Origin of the sequence: Streptomyces sp. NPDC020780 (genome assembly GCF_044334475.1) — a bacterium.
GTDB lineage: Bacteria > Actinomycetota > Actinomycetes > Streptomycetales > Streptomycetaceae > Streptomyces.
In genome coordinates this window covers 13,445-29,037 of record NZ_JBIRTB010000018.1, presented here as the reverse complement: position 1 = coordinate 29,037, position 15,593 = coordinate 13,445, and the positions used below count along the sequence as shown (strand labels likewise).

The 15,593-nt window shown below is 70.3% G+C and carries 12 protein-coding genes and 3 pseudogenes; 7 read left to right on the top strand and 8 right to left on the bottom strand.

The features are described from left to right. Positions 1-32: 32 nt before the first annotated feature. On the bottom strand, positions 33-752 hold the full coding sequence (locus tag ACH4VO_RS28145; RefSeq protein WP_360993722.1) for a leucine-rich repeat domain-containing protein: 720 nt from the start codon (positions 750-752) through the stop codon (positions 33-35). 673 nt (positions 753-1,425) lie between these two features. Next, a pseudogene (locus ACH4VO_RS28140) lies at positions 1,426-1,788 on the bottom strand (ATP-dependent DNA ligase); the annotation flags it as partial. A 109-nt stretch (positions 1,789-1,897) separates the two neighbouring features. Between ACH4VO_RS28140 and ACH4VO_RS28135 the strand changes: the two are divergent. Next, positions 1,898-2,074: a hypothetical protein gene (locus ACH4VO_RS28135; RefSeq protein WP_398441607.1), complete on the top strand. Its 177-nt coding sequence runs from the start codon at positions 1,898-1,900 to the stop codon at positions 2,072-2,074. 166 nt (positions 2,075-2,240) lie between these two features. On the opposite strand, the gene ACH4VO_RS28130 is transcribed toward ACH4VO_RS28135, so the two are convergent. Then, entirely contained in the window at positions 2,241-2,816 is a 576-nt protein-coding gene (locus tag ACH4VO_RS28130; RefSeq protein WP_360993718.1) for a TetR family transcriptional regulator, read from the bottom strand. Positions 2,817-2,933: 117 nt separating this feature from the next. On the opposite strand from ACH4VO_RS28130, the gene ACH4VO_RS28125 reads away from it, so the two are divergent. The 4 genes from ACH4VO_RS28125 to ACH4VO_RS28110 all read left to right on the top strand — a co-directional run bounded on the left by ACH4VO_RS28125 (position 2,934) and on the right by ACH4VO_RS28110 (position 6,839). Further along, positions 2,934-3,626, top strand: a complete 693-nt coding sequence (locus ACH4VO_RS28125; RefSeq protein WP_360993716.1) for an SDR family oxidoreductase — start codon at positions 2,934-2,936, stop codon at positions 3,624-3,626. 58 nt (positions 3,627-3,684) lie between these two features. Beyond that, positions 3,685-4,740 (top strand): aldo/keto reductase, encoded by a 1,056-nt coding sequence (locus ACH4VO_RS28120; RefSeq protein WP_360993713.1) that lies wholly within the window; start codon positions 3,685-3,687, stop codon positions 4,738-4,740. A 134-nt stretch (positions 4,741-4,874) separates the two neighbouring features. After that, entirely contained in the window at positions 4,875-5,879 is a 1,005-nt protein-coding gene (locus tag ACH4VO_RS28115; protein WP_360993710.1) for an NADP-dependent oxidoreductase, read from the top strand. A gap of 90 nt (positions 5,880-5,969) precedes the next feature. Further along, positions 5,970-6,839 (top strand): alpha/beta hydrolase, encoded by an 870-nt coding sequence (locus tag ACH4VO_RS28110; RefSeq protein ID WP_360993707.1) that lies wholly within the window; start codon positions 5,970-5,972, stop codon positions 6,837-6,839. A gap of 826 nt (positions 6,840-7,665) precedes the next feature. Here ACH4VO_RS28110 and ACH4VO_RS28105 read toward each other — a convergent pair. Beyond that, complete coding sequence (locus ACH4VO_RS28105; RefSeq protein WP_360993705.1) at positions 7,666-8,394, bottom strand: aspartate/glutamate racemase family protein; 729 nt, start codon at positions 8,392-8,394, stop codon at positions 7,666-7,668. A gap of 677 nt (positions 8,395-9,071) precedes the next feature. After that, positions 9,072-9,212 (bottom strand): annotated as a pseudogene (locus tag ACH4VO_RS28100) (zinc-binding dehydrogenase); the annotation flags it as partial. A gap of 183 nt (positions 9,213-9,395) precedes the next feature. Between ACH4VO_RS28100 and ACH4VO_RS28095 the strand changes: the two are divergent. Then, a pseudogene (locus ACH4VO_RS28095) lies at positions 9,396-10,205 on the top strand (LysR substrate-binding domain-containing protein); the annotation flags it as partial. A gap of 39 nt (positions 10,206-10,244) precedes the next feature. On the opposite strand, the gene ACH4VO_RS28090 reads toward ACH4VO_RS28095, so the two are convergent. Continuing rightward, on the bottom strand, positions 10,245-10,775 hold the full coding sequence (locus ACH4VO_RS28090; protein ID WP_360993703.1) for a hypothetical protein: 531 nt from the start codon (positions 10,773-10,775) through the stop codon (positions 10,245-10,247). Positions 10,776-11,347: 572 nt separating this feature from the next. Next, positions 11,348-13,285: an AfsR/SARP family transcriptional regulator gene (locus ACH4VO_RS28085; RefSeq protein WP_360993700.1), complete on the bottom strand. Its 1,938-nt coding sequence runs from the start codon at positions 13,283-13,285 to the stop codon at positions 11,348-11,350. A gap of 137 nt (positions 13,286-13,422) precedes the next feature. Between ACH4VO_RS28085 and ACH4VO_RS28080 the strand changes: the two genes are divergently transcribed. Further along, on the top strand, positions 13,423-14,301 hold the full coding sequence (locus ACH4VO_RS28080) for an alpha/beta hydrolase (RefSeq protein ID WP_360993697.1): 879 nt from the start codon (positions 13,423-13,425) through the stop codon (positions 14,299-14,301). A gap of 363 nt (positions 14,302-14,664) precedes the next feature. Here ACH4VO_RS28080 and ACH4VO_RS28075 read toward each other — a convergent pair whose 3' ends face one another. Beyond that, positions 14,665-15,486: a DUF1963 domain-containing protein gene (locus ACH4VO_RS28075; protein WP_360993694.1), complete on the bottom strand. Its 822-nt coding sequence runs from the start codon at positions 15,484-15,486 to the stop codon at positions 14,665-14,667. Between the last annotated feature and the right edge of the window lie 107 nt (positions 15,487-15,593).

Sequence of the window (15,593 nt, the reverse complement as noted above, 5' to 3'; positions counted from 1 at the left end):
TTCGTGAAGGTGGTGCCGAGTTGGGTGACCAGTCACTTCAGGACAAAGCACCCGCGTTGGGTGAGGTCGTCGAGGAGTCGCTGAGCGGGCTCAATGTCGTTCCAGCGGAGGTCCAGTTTCTCCAGTGAGGGCATCCGGACGAGCCAGCCGGGCAGCTTCTTGACGCGGTTGGCACGTAGATCGAGGTGCCGGAGGAGAGGAAGCTCGGCCAGGGACTCGGGGATCTCGGTCAGCGCGTTCTCTCGGAGGTCCAGGTGACGCAATTGCGTCAGTTCGGCGGCAGATTCCGGTAGATGCTGCAGGGCGTTTCCGCGGAGCCACAGCTCTCGCAGCTGAGACAGGCCGCCAATCGTTTCGGGGATTCTGGCCAGGCAGTTGTGCTGGGCTCGCAACTCGACGAGGTGGTGCATATTGCCGATGGTTTTCGGGAGTTCGGTGAGGCTGTTTTCGCTGACGTTGAGGTAGCGCAGCCGCGTCAGTCGTCCCAGCGACTCGGGGATCTCTGTCAAGCGGTTGTCGTGCAGGTAGAGGAAGTCGGTGAGCGCCGCCAACTCACCCAGTTCGTTGGGCACCGTGGTGAGCGTGTTGTGCCCCAGGTCCAGCGTGCGCAGGCGATGCAGAGATCCGATCTCGGGCGGGATAGTCGTCAGCCCGTTGTCCGCGAGTATCAAGACCTCCAGGTCGGTCCGCAGCCAGACCGACTCCGGCACCTCTCCGAGACCGTGCTTCCATAGATTCAATGCTTGTGCCACGATACTGCCCCTAATCTCGTTCTCGATCTTGTTTATTCTGGTTGGAATTGTCTCGCGGCGTCGATCTCTGCGACGACGCGGAGAGCCCGGTCGCAGTCGGCCTGCAGCCGGGTTCGGGTCTGTAAAACGTTCGGCTCTGGCCCGTGATCGGTGGTAGCGCCGTGTAGTGATCACTGGAGGAGGATGCGGTGGCGGTGTAGGGGGAACCCGGCTCGGCCGTGCATCTGTCTCGTGATTCGTTTGGTTCGGGTGTTGACGCCCTCGGTGCGGCCGTTGTGGTAGGGGTGGGTGAGGCCGGCGTGAAGCGGACTCCGGTCCAGGGGTGGTCGGGGCCGGCTGCGATGAGGTGGTCGGCGAGGTCCCGGGCCGGGCCCGGTTCCAGCGGGGTCGTCGTGCCCACGAGCCGTAGGCGGCCGTGGTGTCGTAGCGGCCCAGCAGCAGGACCTGGGGGCGCAGGCAGCCGGAGACGGTGCCGATGAGTGCTTCGGTGGAGTTCCTGCGGCGGACCTTGGACCAGCCGCGCACCCCGGGCCGGTAATGACCCGTCAGGCCCTTGAGCATGACGCCTTCGACGCCGGGGACGTCGGTCCACTCGTGCAGCCACCCTTCCGCAACTTGAGAGTCCGTGGTCGAGGGGCACAGCGTCCACGGCGGCCCCAGCCTGGTGCTCGGCGAACATGGCTTCCAGGACCTCGCGGCGACGTGAGAACGGCTCCTCCAGCAGTTCCTGGCCGTCGCTCTGCAGGACGTCGCACGCGACGAAGTGCGCGGGCATCTCGGCCGCCGATGCCTTGGTGTTGCGGCCGGCGGTCGCGCGACGCTGCAGGGCGGTGAAGCTGAGCTGCCCATGGTGGTCGAGGACGGCGAGCTCGCCGTCCAGGACGAGGCCGTTCGGGAGGCCGTGTGCCGCGGCGGCCAGGTCGGGGAAGCGGTCCTGGACCATGGCCCCGCCCCGGGTCTGCAGCAGCGCCGGGTCACCCGGGCGGAGCGGGGTGAAGAGCAGCGCACGGAAGCCGTCGAACTTGGGCTGGGCCACCTCCGGCCGGGGCCGAGGGGCGGGAGTGTGCGCCCGCCGAACCCCACCACCGCGAGGCCCTCACCACCACCGCGAGGCCCTCACCATCACCGGGCGGACCGAGCAGGCCGTGGCCGCCGTGCTGTGCCGGGACGCCCAGGTCGGCGAGGCCCGCGCGGCGACAATGGCGCGCGTCGTGTCCGCCGTGATGTTCCTCGCGATGGCGGCCAGCGTGAACGTTGCCGCGAGCGTCGACGAGATCTCGCGCGACATCCGGGAGCAGATCGCAGTCCTGCTGACACGTTGACGTCGGCTGCGCACCGACACTTCACGGGCATGCGACCCGAGAGCTGTCCGGCGCACGGTGGCCGATGCGCCAGGCGTCGGTGGCCTTCCTCCAACGCCTCCGTCTGACCGCGGACGTCTCGGCGCCCACGCGTGCGGTCCGACGTATACCCGCACCGCGCCCTTGATCAGCCTGCTTCGGTCAGGGCTGCGTGCGCGGCGGCGAGGATCTCTTCGGAGAGCGGGGAGCCCTTGGTAGCGCGGGACAGGACCAGCGCTCCGAACAGGGTGCAGAGGCGGACGATGCCGTCCTGGTCGTCGGTGGCCAGGAAGTCGGTGAAGTCGGCCACCCCCTCGGCGTATACGCGGCGGGCCTCACGTCCCCCGCCCTCACGTCCCCCGCCCTCGCGTGCGATGTCGGTGGCGAGCGCGGCGACCGGACAGCCGTCCGCCGGGTCGTCGCGGTGCTCGACGGAGAGGTAGGTGTCGATCAGTGCCTGTTGGGCGGCGTCGCGCCGCCCTTCATACCGCTCAAGTCTCTCGGTGTAGCGCCGAGCGAGCTCGGCGAAGGCGTGGGCGGTGGCCTCGTCGACAAGCGCCTCCTTGGAGGCGAACTGCTTGTAGAACGCGCCGTGAGTCAGACCGGCCGCCTTCATCAGGTCGGCGACGCTGACCTGTGTGCCCTGCTCCCGGAACAACCGGGACGCGGTGTCCACCACCCGGCTGCGGTTCTCCTGCGCCTTCGCCTGCGATACGCGGCCCATGACCACCTCCCATTTGGATGTCGACTGGCATCTATCATAGACCTCGTGTTTAGATTGGTTACGTAATCTAAATTGGTGCGGGTGGCCGACAGTGCCCGCCAGGGACCGGGAGCGATCATGGAACTGAAGAGTGCGGTAGCGGTCGTCACCGGCGCCAATCGGGGTTTCGGGCGGCACTTGGCCGCCCAACTCGTCGAGCGCGGCGCGAAGGTGTACGGCGCGGCCCGGCGCCCCGAGACGGTCGACGTACCCGGCGTCGTCCCGCTGCGGCTGGACGTCACGGACGAGGCGTCTGTACGAGAGGCCGCACACGTAGCGTCCGACGCGACCCTGCTGATCAACAACGCGGGCATTTCCACCGGCGCGACGCTGATCGGCGGCGACCTGGCCGAGGTGCGCCGGGAGATGGAAACCAACTTCTTCGGCCCGCTCGCCGCGACCCGGGCCTTTGCCCCCGTCATCGAGGGCAACGGTGGCGGCGCCGTACTCAACGTCCTGTCCGCCCTGTCCTGGTTCCACCCGGCCGGCCTCGGCTCCTACGCGGCCTCCAAGGCCGCCGCCTGGGCGCTGACCGATGCCACCCGCGACGAGCTGGCGCCCCGCGGGATCACCGTCTCGGCGCTGCACGTCGGCTACATGGACACCGACATGGCCGCCGGTGTGCCCGTAGATCAGAAGGTCGCTGCCGCCGACGTCGCAGCCCAGGCCCTGCAGGGCATCGAGACCGGCCTGCCCGAGATCCTCGCCGACGAGACCAGCCGGTACGTCAAGCAGAGCCTGTCCGCGGCACCGCAGCCGAACGCGGGCTGACGCGCACCCTCCGCCCCCGGCACGACCACCCCCACACTCCTCAGGACCAGGACATCTCATGCGCTACACGACCTTCGGCCACCGGACCGGACTGCGCGTCTCCGAGTACGCGCTCGGCACCGCGAACTTCGGCACCGGCTGGGGCGCGGGCGCCGAGCCCCACGAGGCCCGGCGGATCTTCGACCGGTTCGCCGAGGCCGGCGGCACCTTTCTCGACAGCGCGGATGGCTACCAGTTCGGCGAGTCGGAGGAACTGACCGGAAAGCTGATCTCCGCCGACCGCGATCACTTCGTCCTGGCCACGAAGTTCGCCCTCGGCGCCGCCCCGCAGCCGGACATCTCCAAGACCGGCAACAGCCGCAAGAACATGGTCGCCTCGGTCGAGGCCAGCCTGAAGCGCCTGGGCACCGACTACATCGACCTGCTGTGGGTGCACTTCCCCGACGAGCTCACTCCGATGGAGGAGCTCCTGCGCGGACTCGACGACCTGGTCAGCGCCGGCAAGATCCACCACGCCGCGCTGTCCAACTTCCCCGCCTGGCGCGTCTCGCGCGCGGTAACCCTCGCGGATCTGAAGAACTGGGCCCCGATCGTGGGCATCCAGCATGAGTACAGCCTGGTCGAGCGCACCGCCGACCGTGAGCTCCTGCCCATGGCCGAGAGCCTCGGCCTGGGCGCCGCCCTGTGGTCCCCGCTCGGCGGCGGACTGCTCACCGGTAAGTACCGCAGCTCCGCCGAAGGGCGCCTGAGCGACCTGGGCGCGGTCATCCACACCGAAAACACCGGCCAGAAGACCGCCGTCGTCGACACCGTCCTGGCGATCGCCGAGGAGACCGGTGTGACGCCCGCCCAGGTGGCAGTGGCCTGGGTACGCGAGCGCGCGGCCCGATCCGTGGCCACGCTCGTTCCGATCATCGGCCCGCGCAACCTCTCCCAGCTCGACAGCTACCTCGGTGCCCTCGAGGTACACCTGACCGACGAGCAGTACACCCGCCTGGCCAAGGTCAGCGCGGTGCCGCTCGGCGTGCCCCACGAGGGGATCGCCGGCTCCCTGGACAGCCTCCAGGGAGGCGTCGCCGGCAACGTCACCGCCCCGGTTCTGCCGGTGGCCTGACGGGCGAACGCGGCTGAGGACGCGGTGCGCCCGCGCAGCAGCCAGAAGAGCGACACACAATTTTGTACTGGGAAGAATCCCGGGCGAGTGGAAACCCGGACCTTTTAAGGACGGGAAACGGAACGGAGACGACGATGAAGGCCTTTATGGCCGAGAAGTACGGTGACCAGGCCGGGATGCGTGCCACCGAAGCGCCCGACCCCCAGGTGGGTGCCGACGACGTCCTGGTCAAGATCCACGCGGCGGGCGTCAACCCGCTGGACCTCAGGATCCGCAACGGGGACTTCAAGGCGTTCCTGCCCTACCGTCTCCCGCTCGTGCTGGGCAACGACCTCGCCGGGACAGTCGTCCGGGCCGGCCCGTCCGTCACCCGCTTCGCGGTGGGCGACGAGGTCTACGCCCGGCCCGACAAGGACCGCATCGGCACCTTCGCCGAACTCATCGCCGTCCACCAGGATGACCTGGCACCCAAACCGGCTACCCTCACCATGGCCGAGGCCGCCTCCCTTCCTCTGGTCGCGCTGACCGCATGGCAGGCACTGGTCGAGCGGGCCCGCGTACAGCCGGGCCAGAAGGTCCTCATCCACGCGGGCGCCGGCGGCCTCGGCTCCATCGCCGTCCAGTTGGCGAAGGCGCTGGGCGCGCAGGTGGCCACCACCGTGAGCACCGCCAAGGTCGACGTGGCCAGGGACCTGGGTGCGGACGTCGTCGTCGACTACCGCACACAGGACTTCGAAGAGGTCCTCGACGGCTACGACGTCGTCCTCGACAGCCTCGGCGGCGAGAACCTCACCAAGTCCCTGCGCGTACTCAAGCCCGGGGGCATGGCCATCAGCGTCGCGGGCCCGCCCGACCCGGCCTTCGCCCGTGAACTCGGCCTGAATCCGCTCCTCCGCCTGGCCATGACCGCCCTCAGCTTCAAGACCCGGCGCGACGCCAAGCGCCACGGCGTGACGTACTCGTTCCTGTTCATGAAGGCCAGCGGCGACCAACTGCGCGAACTCACCCCCCTCATCGACGCCGGAAAGGTCCGTCCCGTCGTCGACCGTGTCTTCCCGTTCGACGAAACCCTCCAGGCCATGGAGTACGTCGAAAGGGGACGCGCGAAGGCCGGGAAAGTCGTCGTCTCCATGACGTGAGCGCGGGCCCAGCCCCGCCGGACGCCGAGGCGGCCCGTCACAACGAGAAGCCCCACACCCTCGTCCCCCATCACACACCAGGACCCGGCCATGAGCGCATCGTCCAGTCCCCCGACACCCACCCCGTCGTCGTACAAGAACGTGCCGACCCGCTCCGTGTCCGTGCAGGGCGTCGACTTCGCCTACCGGCAGCTCGGCCCTGACCACGGCGTACCGCTGATCCTGCTCAACCACCTGTCCGCGGTCCTGGACAACTGGGATCCACGCGTCGTCGACGGACTGGCCGCCCGACGCCGCGTGATCGCCTACGACAACCGCGGCGTCGGCGCGTCCGGCGGCTCCACACCCGACACCATCGAGGCGATGGCCCGCGACACCGTGCTGTTCATCCGGGCACTCGGCTTCGACCAGGTCGACCTGCTCGGCCTGTCGATGGGCGGCTTCATCACCCAGGTCATCGCGGCAGAAGAACCCGACCTCGTGCGCAAAGTCATCCTCGCGGGGACCGGCCCCGCCGGCGGACCCGGCATTGACAAGGTCACGTCCCTCACCGTCCAGGACACGCTGAAGGCGACGCTGCGGCGCAAGGACCCGAAGCACTACCTCTTCTTCACCCGGACCGAGGGCGGACAACGGGCGGCGCGCGCATTCCTGGCGCGGCTGAAGGAGCGCACGGACGACCGCGACAAGGCGATCTCGGTGCCGTCGTTCCGCGCCCAGCTGAAGGCCATCAAACGCTGGGGCCGCACGGCACCGCAGGACCTGTCGCGCATCCAGCAGCCGGTCCTGGTGGCCAACGGCGAGAGCGACCGGATGGTCCCGAGCGTCAACACCATCGACCTGGCGGCCCGGCTACCCCGGGGCGAACTCGAGCCCCTATACCCCGACGCCGGCCACGGCGGGATCTTCCAGCACCACGACAGATTCGTCCCGCGGGCGCTCGCATTCCTGGAACCGTAGCCAGCAGTCAGACAGACCCAAAGCCCCTGCCTTGCACCCAGCGAGACCGGCACCAGGAATTCCCTCCTCGCACATTGCCATCATGAACAGCGGCCCCAGCTTCGGTCAGCTGTTCATTCGGTGTTTCGCCCGCGCCCTCGGCCCGGTCGACAGCACTCGAGGCGGTTCCTCTGCTGGTGGCTGGTATTCATGAAGCTGGGTGGCACCGCGCGATGCTTCGTCAGCGGATGGGGCAGTGCCTTATCGGGGTGGGCGGTGTGGACGTAGCGGACAGCGGTTCCGGGATGGATGCCGAACAGGTGCACCAGATGTACTGGGTCGGCGGTCTGCCGGGCCTCGTCCAGTACGCGGTCGCTCCACATCTGGCGCGGGGTGATTCCGGTGCGGTCGAACGCGCGGCGCAGTGCGCAGCAGCTGACGGGCGGAAGGGCGGGGTGGTGTGCAGAGTGCGTGGTCACCAGCAGGTACGGGTTGGGGGATGCGGGCCACTGGTCGTGCCGTAGCAGGAGCCCGTCACCCAGGAGGCGGCGGGTCCCATGGGCCTCCGGTCGATGGCTGCAGGTCGGCGGCAGCCTCCGGTCGGTCGGCGGCTCTTCCCTCTTCCGCCCTCCCACCCTCCCGCCGCAGTCGCAGTCGCAGCGCGGGGCCGACCCCTCTGCGCAGACAAGGGGGCGGGTTGCGTCGAAGCGGGCCTCCTGGATGCGGGTGGAGCCGGGAATCCGGATATGCCACTTCGCCGCGTACAAGCACCCGGGCCAGGTGTGTCAGAACCGACGAGGCTGGACCACTCACCGCGCTCCGGGCCAGGAGCGAGGTCACACTCCAGTCACCGGGACGCGGGCGTCGTGGGGTTGTCGTTCCGGGCGCCCGACAGCGCTGCCTCTACGGCTGCCTCGGCGTGAAGTCGTGAGGTGGGGAAGACCGGAACGGGACTGTCGCCAGGGCCGATGAGAAGCTCGATCTCAGTGCAGCCCAGGATGATGCCTTCAGCCCCAGCGGCAACAAGATCCTTGATGACCTCTTGATAAGCGGTGCGCGATTCGTCCCGCACAATTCCGAGGCAGAGCTCCTCGTAGATCACTTGGTGCACGAGTGCGCGCCCCTCGGTATCCGGGATGCTGACGTCGAGGCCGCCCGCTTCGAGGCGGCCCCGGTAGAAGTCCTGCTCCATGGTGAACGCCGTGCCCAGCAGTCCGACCCGGCGCAGGCCCGATGCCCGTACAGCGTCTGCGGTGGCATCAGCCAGGTGCAGCAGCGGGATGGACACTGCCGCCTCGACAACATCGGCGACCTTGTGCATGGTGTTGGTACAGATGAGCATCAGGTCAGCACCGGCCGCCTCCAGGGACAGAGCAGCCGCAGCCAGGATCTCGCCGGCATCCGCCCAGCGTCCCTGGACCTGCAACTGCTCGATCTCTGCGAAATCAACCGAATAGAGCACGCATCGGGCCGAATGGAGTCCGCCAAGCCGGTCACGCGTGAATTCGTTCAAGAACCGGTAGTACTCCGCTGTCGACTCCCAGCTCATCCCGCCGATCAGCCCGATCGTCTTCATCGCCTGCTCCCACATTGACTCAGAGTTGCATTCCGCTCACCACCGACCATCCTTCCATAAGCGGAATAAGCAATATGATCAACCTTCATAAGATCTACCTTGACCGGGGAGGTGGCCTGCGGGCTGGGCACCGACACAAGTCGCCACCACGGGTATCAGTCCTGCGGACACGGGCGTTCTGCTGTCCTGCATCTGGGCGGGCGGGACCCGCCGGCCCGTCCGGTCCTGTCCGTGTCGGCCGTGGCCGCCACGCACAGTTCGACGGTTAGCCGGCTGATTCGGCGGCCCTCGGTGTCCCGGTCAGCCGCGGCCGCCAGGTGCACGGCCTGGGTATCTCGGGTGACGACAAGCTCAAGGCCGGTACGACCACCGTGGCCACATCGACCACGGGCCGCGCACCGGCTCCGGTCGAGGCTGCCGTCCCCGCTCACCGCCAGCAGGCCGCACCGGCTCGTCGGCGGCAGCGCGTTTGTCGGAGGTCTACGCTGACCTTCTGAACAGCGGTGACGCGTTGACCGCTTGAGCTCGCCGTCGTCTGCCGACACTCGGACCCGGCCTCGACTGCTGAGTTGATCCGGGGCCATCCGTCAGTGGCAGACGGCCGGCGCTGAGCAGTCAGCGCCGGCCCACCAAGATCATCGCTTGGGGGGCCGGCGCATCTGTACCCTGCCACCGCTTCAGATGCAGATCACGATCTTTCCGCGTGTGCGTCCGCGCTCAGCGTGCGCGTGGGCGTCCGAGGTCCGCTCCAGGGGGTAGGTCTGTTCGATACGGGGTGTGTAGCGGACTTGCCGGCCCAGTTCCGCAGCCGCGGACAGAGGTATCCAGAAGGTCGGTCACCATCTGGATACCTAGACCGGAGACGGGAGACCCTCGATGACGCATCGGCCACCGCTGCCACCCGACTTGTTCGACGAGCTGTACCCGTCCTCGCTGCCGTCTTTCCGCTTCGGTGACAAATGGGCGTCCATGGTCCTCTTCTGCATGGATGACGGCCCGCGCAGATACTCCGTGAACTCGGAGCCAAGCTGTTCGACCGGTCCGCCCGCACCGCCACCCTCACCGTCGCGGGAAAGGCCGCACTCGAACACGCCCGCGCCGCACTCGCCGCCGCCGGCGCAGTCGGCCAAGCGGTCGGCGAGGTCACCGGGCTGATCCGGGGGCACCTCACCGTCGGGATGGTCATCGGCTGCACCCTCACCCCGCTGTTCGACGCCCTCGCCGCGTTCCACCAGGTACATTCCGGTGTGGAGATCTCGCTGTTGGAGGACAGCTCCGACCGGCTCATCGAAGGGGTGCGCACCGGCGCCGTCGACCTGGCTCTCATCGGGGCGGCAACCGCCACCCCCGATGGGCTGGACGCACTGACCATCATCAGCGAGCGGCTCGTCACCGCAGTCCCGGCCGGGCACCCCCTGGCGCACCAGCAACGGGTCACCCTGCGCGACCTGATCGCCTACCCGATCGTGTGCATGCCGCCCGGCACCGGCCTCCGCACGGCATTCGACCAGGCCTGCGCGGCACAGAGCCTCCACCCCGCGATCACTCTGGAGGCCAGCGCCGCGGACGCCATCGCCGACCTCGCCAGCCGCGGGCTCGGTGCCGCCGTCCTCAGCCACTCCATGGCCGCGAACCACCGCGACCGGCTCACCGCACGCACCATCGATGATGTCGACACGCCCGCACTGCTCGCCCTGATCTGGAAGAACCCGCACAGCCCGGGGCTGCGTGAACTGCTCGTGCACAGCCGGCAAGCATTCGCCGAGCCCGGCCCCGTGACCTCACCGCGAACTCCACGGTCCTGCCCCTGACATCAGGGCGACGGACGCGGTCCCACTCGCGTTGTCGCGTTACGTGTCCCGGCAGGCCCTGGACGTGAACTCGGCTATGGAGACGGTGACTCCGCGGTCGTCGCCGTTGTCCGAGAGGGTGTCGTAGCGGACCTTTCCCGGCGTGAGCCGATCCCGGTCGGCCAGAGTGAAGGAGACCTCTCGCGATGACCACGAGTCGTCTTTGGTCCAGCCGTAGAACACATAGGTGGCCTTGGCGCTGAGCGGACCCGGAGATGTGGTCGCGGTCCAACCGGCGGCAGGGGAATCGAGGGTCCACGTGGCGAGACCGGGCAGGAGGGAACGGTCGGCGGTCCATGAACCGACCGTCGCCGTCTTGTTGACGTCGCCGCCGTCCACGTAAAGGGTCGCGCCGTCGATCTGATGTCCGCAGACCGCCATGACGCCGAGCAGGTGGCCGTCGCCGGTCACGGAGATACCGGCGACGGCATCGACGGGAACCGTGCATCCCGAGGTTGCGGCCAAGGCGGCGCCGGCCACGACGGCACCGGCGAAGCGCCGAAACACCGGCTGTGAAGTGATCGACCGCATGGTCAGCCCCCTGTCCGGCGCGTGTAGGCCCTCCGCCCCCGCATGGTGGGGTAGGCAGCGCATGCGGCCCCCGTTGATCATCGGTGTGTGTGGACAGAAGATCAAGCGGTGGCCGCGGGGCGCAGCACAGATACCAGCCCGCCGGCAGGACGTGTTCCAGGCTCTGCGGGACCGCGTCGCGGGACGGTCCAGTCGAGTGGAACCACGGCGGCGGGCGCGGTGAGTTCGTGCTCGGGCTCTTGTCGGACCCGCCACGCTCGATCAGGAGGTGGGTGACGTCGGGGCATTGTTCCTCAGGATGTCGAGCTTCGGCCATTCCTGCCGGTCCCGTGCTGCGAGCGCAGCCCGGCCGGGTACGTCGCCTGGCGTCAATCCCGTCGCGCCGCCTGACGGCGGCTGCTGTGGCGGACCATGACGCCGAGTCGGCGTACCGAAGCGCCGCCCTCAGCCCGTCGTCGATCGGACCGGCTCGTGTTCCCACTTCGCCACCTTGGCCGGTCCGGTCCGGGGGTCGCGTTGCCCGGTGGAGGTGGGACGGACAGGTGGGGAAGCGGGTCCGCGGAGGGTGCCGGTCATCTCTTGTCGACGCATGCCTCCGCCTCCGCCAGGTACCGCGCCACCGGCCCCAGCGTCAGCATCCCGCTCGCCCCGCCCGCGTGTTCGGTGCGGGCGGCGCGCAGGGCCGTTGCCGCGCGGGCGGCGGCCGGGCGCTCGCCGAGGCGGGCGGCGGCGTGGGCGGTCAGACACCAGAGTGCCTCCTGCAGGTGATCAGGGGGTGGTTCGGGCGCCATGGCCAGGGCGGCGCGGGCCTCCTCGTCCCGGTTGCGGGCAAGCAGCACCAAGGGGTGCGTCCAGGGGCGGTAAGGGCCCCAGTCGAGGGCGGGGCCGGTGGGCGCGGGACGGTCGTGCAGGAGACGTAGGCCCAGGAGAGCGAGGGCGAACAGGCCCCGGTGCACCCCCGGCATGCCCGCTGTCCCGGCGAGGGCGTTTTCGGCGGCGCGGTAGTGCGCCGCGGCCGTGGCGGCGGTCGGCCCGCCCGGTTCGGTACTGCGGGCGGCCGTGGCCCGGGCCCGGAACCAGCCGGTGAGGACGGGGACGAGCAGGGCCTCGGTGCTGACGGCGAGCTGCTCGGCTGCCTCGGCGTGTGCGGTCGCGGCGTCGAGGTCGCCGAGAGCGGAGGCGGATTGCAGGCGGATGAGCCGGCCGAGCACGGCGAAGTCCGGCAGCTCGTGCCGGGTGGCCAGGTCCAGGATCTCGGAGCCGGTCACGTCTCGTGCCGCCGCGAGCCCGGGCCGGGTGAAGGACTGGAGGAAGACACCGTTGAGGGCGAACACCAGCAGGGCGGGATCGCCCAGCTCCCGGGCCAGCGCCTCGGCCTCGCGCGCCGCCTGCCCGGCGCGCCTGCGTTCGGTGGCGGACAGATCGGCGCTGCGGCTCTCGACCGCGACGGTGGCCAGCAGGCGGGCCCGCAGTTCGGCGGGGCCGTCGGTGCCGAGCGCGGTGAGCGTGCGCTCGGCGGCCGCGACGACGGCGCGGGACTGGCCGGGATCGTCGGCCCGGCTCCAGAGGGCGGGCACGTCGTAGGCGCCGATGACGCGCGCGGTCAGGGCGGTGTCTCCGGTGCGTTCCGCCGCCCGGACGGCGGCGAGGCGGTCGCGCCGCGAGTGGATGAGGGCGTCCCCGCCCGCCAGGGCCAGGGTGCGCGCCAGTTCCACGGTGGTGCGCGGTCCGAGTCGTACGCCTGCGGTCCAGACGGTACGTGGGGGCTGGAGCGTCCCAGCTCCGCGGAGAATGTCCGTCTCCAGGCGCTGGAGGCCGGCACCCGGGTCGAGCCCGAGCTGGTCCGCGAGCATCGTGCGGGCACGGCGCAGGGTGGCCAGTGCGTCTGCCTGACGGCCTGCCCGGTGCAGTGCGCGGGCCAGCAGCCCCCAGGCCGGTTCACGCCAGGGGTGTTCGGTGACGTGGGCGCCCAGTTCGGCGACCAGCTCGGCTCCCGCACCGGAATCGAGGAGGAGGCGGGCGCGCAGTTCCACCGCTTCCAGCCTCAGCTCTTCCAGCCGGGTCCGTTCGCGCTGGGCCCACACGGAGCCGGTCACGTCGGCGTAGGCGGAGCCGCGCCAGGCCGCGAGGGCCGCGTCGAGGTCGGTCAGCGCATCGGGAGTACGCCGGGCGCGGGCCAGGGCGTCCTCGAAACGGTGGACGTCCACGGTGTCGCGCGGTAGGCGCAGCGCGTAGCCGGGGCCTTCCGTGACGAGGACGCGCGGCGGGGTGCGGGGCGGCCGGCCAGGTTCGATGGCGCGGCGCAGCGCGGCGACGAACGTACGCAACGCACCCACTGCGCGCACCGGCGGATCGGCCCACAGGTCGTCCACGAGGGTGTCGGTGGCGACCATCCGCCCCCCGGCGGCGACAAGCCGGGCGAGTACCTCACGGTGGCGGGGGCCGCCGAGGTCGACCGGGGTGCCGTCGTCGTGGAGGGCCCGCACGGCACCGAGTACGTCGATGTGCATGCCCTCCATCTTCCGTTCCGCGGGCCGCCCGCGCCGACGCGTACTGATCGGCTGCTGATCGCCGTCGCCCACGCTGAACCGGTCAGTCCCCGGACCAAGGCTTTCGCCGGTCCACCGACCCAAGGAAGGGGCCTCTTGTGACTCTCCTCATCCCCGGCTTCGACCACGTCCGTCTGCCCGGCACCGGCGGAGTGGAGCTGGCTGCCGCCGTCGGCGGCAGCGGCAGCCCGGTCGTGCTACTGCATGGCTTCCCACAGACCCACCTGATGTGGCGGCACGTCGCCGAGCGGCTCGCCGGCGAGCGCACGGTGATCTGTCCCGACCTGCGCGGCTACGGAGCCAGCGACAAGCCGGCGGCCACCGGCCCCGAGGTGTACTCCAAGCGCACCATGGCCGCCGATGTCGTCGCTCTGGCGGCGGCACTCGGCCATGAACGCTTCGCCCTGGTCGGTCACGACCGGGGGGCCCTGGTCGCGTTCCGGGCGGGACTGGACCATCCCGAGACCCTCACACACCTGGGCGTCCTTGACGTCGTGCCGACCCTGGACATGTGGAACGTCCTGCACGGTGTCCCGGCGTCGGTCGGCTACCACCTGTTCCTCATGGCGCAGCCGCCGGGGCTGCCGGAGACGATGATCGCCAACAGCGCCGACGTCTTCTTCGGCTCCTTCCTCGACGCCTGGGCCAGGAACCCGGCCGCCATACCGGAACCGGTCCGCGCCGCGTACCTGCGGGCGAGCGCCGCGGCCGTGCCGTCGATCGTCGCGGACTACCGGGCCTCCGCGGGCATCGACGTCACCCACGACCAGGCGGACCAGGACGCCGGCTCCCAACTGGCCATGCCCGTGACGGTCGTCCAGCAGGACTGGGGCGCGCGACTGGGCTACGACGCCGCCGCGCTCTGGCACGCGTGGGCGCCGGACCTGGACCACCGGCTGACCGGCGCGGGGCACTTCATGGCCGAGGAGGCGCCCGACGAGATCACGGAGGCGATCCGCGACCTGCTGCTCCGCTGAGCCCGCCGGCCGGGCGGCGGGCGGCGGGCGGCGGGCGGCAGGCCACGGGCGGCGGGCGGGCCTTACGGCCCCGGCGCCCGATCGGTCCCGCGATCCGACGACCGCTGCCCAGCCCCGCCTCCCTACTGCTGCTGCAGCGGCCCGGGGAGCACCACGCGAGACTCAGCCGGGCGCAGCAGCGCCTCACGGGTGTACACGGACCGTATCCCCTCCCCTCCGCGGGCGGGGCGGGCCGGGGCAGGGGGCGGCGGCGCCCGGTGCGGGCAGACCGATCGACACGGCGACGACACGGACCCGGGAGAGCGTGAAAAAGGGAGGGCGGCCGGTGAGCGCCGGGAAACCGGCCGTCCCCGCCCCTCGCGCTCAGGCCATTTCGACGTAGCGGTGGACCCGGTCGAAGCGCCGGGCAGCCACGTCCCGGCGGCGGATCACCCAGTGGGCCACGCCGGAGTCCAGTTCGGTGACGTCGTCGCCGCACCTCCAGGTGGCCAGGAGAGCCCAGTCGCCGACGTTCTCCCCTTGGGCCGCACCGCCCTGCTCGGAGAGGCCGGTCTCCTCCGGCTCACGGGCATAGTGAACGGGGTCGTTCTGGGGCGAGACCGGATGACTGCCGATCTGCAAGGCCCAGGAAGGGCGGTAGCCGCCCCCATGCGCCCAGGCGTCGCCGATTTCGTCGGCGAGTTCGAACTGCTCGTCCTCGGGGAAGTCGCCCCACCTGTCGAGGGCGAAGCTCTCCGGCATCTGCGCGCTCGGCTGGTACCAGACCGTGCGCAGTTCACGCGGCCGGTACGGCGCGCGCCGGCTGTGTGCGAGAGGGCTCGGGGTTGCCGCGGTCCCGGCGGGGACGTACAGCACCGCGTCGGACACCTGTCCCCCGATGCCGCGCACATCGGTGCCGGAGAAGAGGAGCAGGTGGCCGTCGGCGGGGAGCGGGAGGCCGGTGACATCAGGCGGGAGGGCGGCGAGGTCGACGGAGGCCACGAACGGATCGGACGGCCTCGGCACGTCGTGCGGCAGCACGGGATCGCCGCCGACCTGGGCCACGAGGGGACCCTCACCGCCCTCCGCCACGTACACCGCCGGCAGGGCGACACGTATCCATTCCTCCACCTCCTCCGACGGCAGACCCCGGGATGCCGCCTCGGTCCGGAAACGGTTCACTCTGTCCATGCTCGCGTCGGTCACCGGGCCACCCTAACGGGCTCATGGGCGGGCACCGGAGGGACCGAATTCGCGGAAGTGCAGGGCAAATTGGTGCTCCTGGGCCTGCGAAGCGCGATGTCGGCAGGGGC

Bases quoted from the DNA above. Each gene is read 5' to 3' on its own strand.
- ACH4VO_RS28130 (WP_360993718.1), bottom strand. From the start codon at position 2,816: ATGGGCCGCGTATCGCAGGCGAAGGCGCAGGAGAACCGCAGCCGGGTG.
- ACH4VO_RS28125 (WP_360993716.1), top strand. From the start codon at position 2,934: ATGGAACTGAAGAGTGCGGTAGCGGTCGTCACCGGCGCCAATCGGGGT.
- ACH4VO_RS28120 (WP_360993713.1), top strand. From the start codon at position 3,685: ATGCGCTACACGACCTTCGGCCACCGGACCGGACTGCGCGTCTCCGAG.
- ACH4VO_RS28115 (WP_360993710.1), top strand. From the start codon at position 4,875: ATGAAGGCCTTTATGGCCGAGAAGTACGGTGACCAGGCCGGGATGCGT.
- ACH4VO_RS28110 (WP_360993707.1), top strand. From the start codon at position 5,970: ATGAGCGCATCGTCCAGTCCCCCGACACCCACCCCGTCGTCGTACAAG.
- ACH4VO_RS28105 (WP_360993705.1), bottom strand. From the start codon at position 8,394: ATGAAGACGATCGGGCTGATCGGCGGGATGAGCTGGGAGTCGACAGCG.
- ACH4VO_RS28090 (WP_360993703.1), bottom strand. From the start codon at position 10,775: ATGCGGTCGATCACTTCACAGCCGGTGTTTCGGCGCTTCGCCGGTGCC.
- ACH4VO_RS28085 (WP_360993700.1), bottom strand. From the start codon at position 13,285: ATGCACATCGACGTACTCGGTGCCGTGCGGGCCCTCCACGACGACGGC.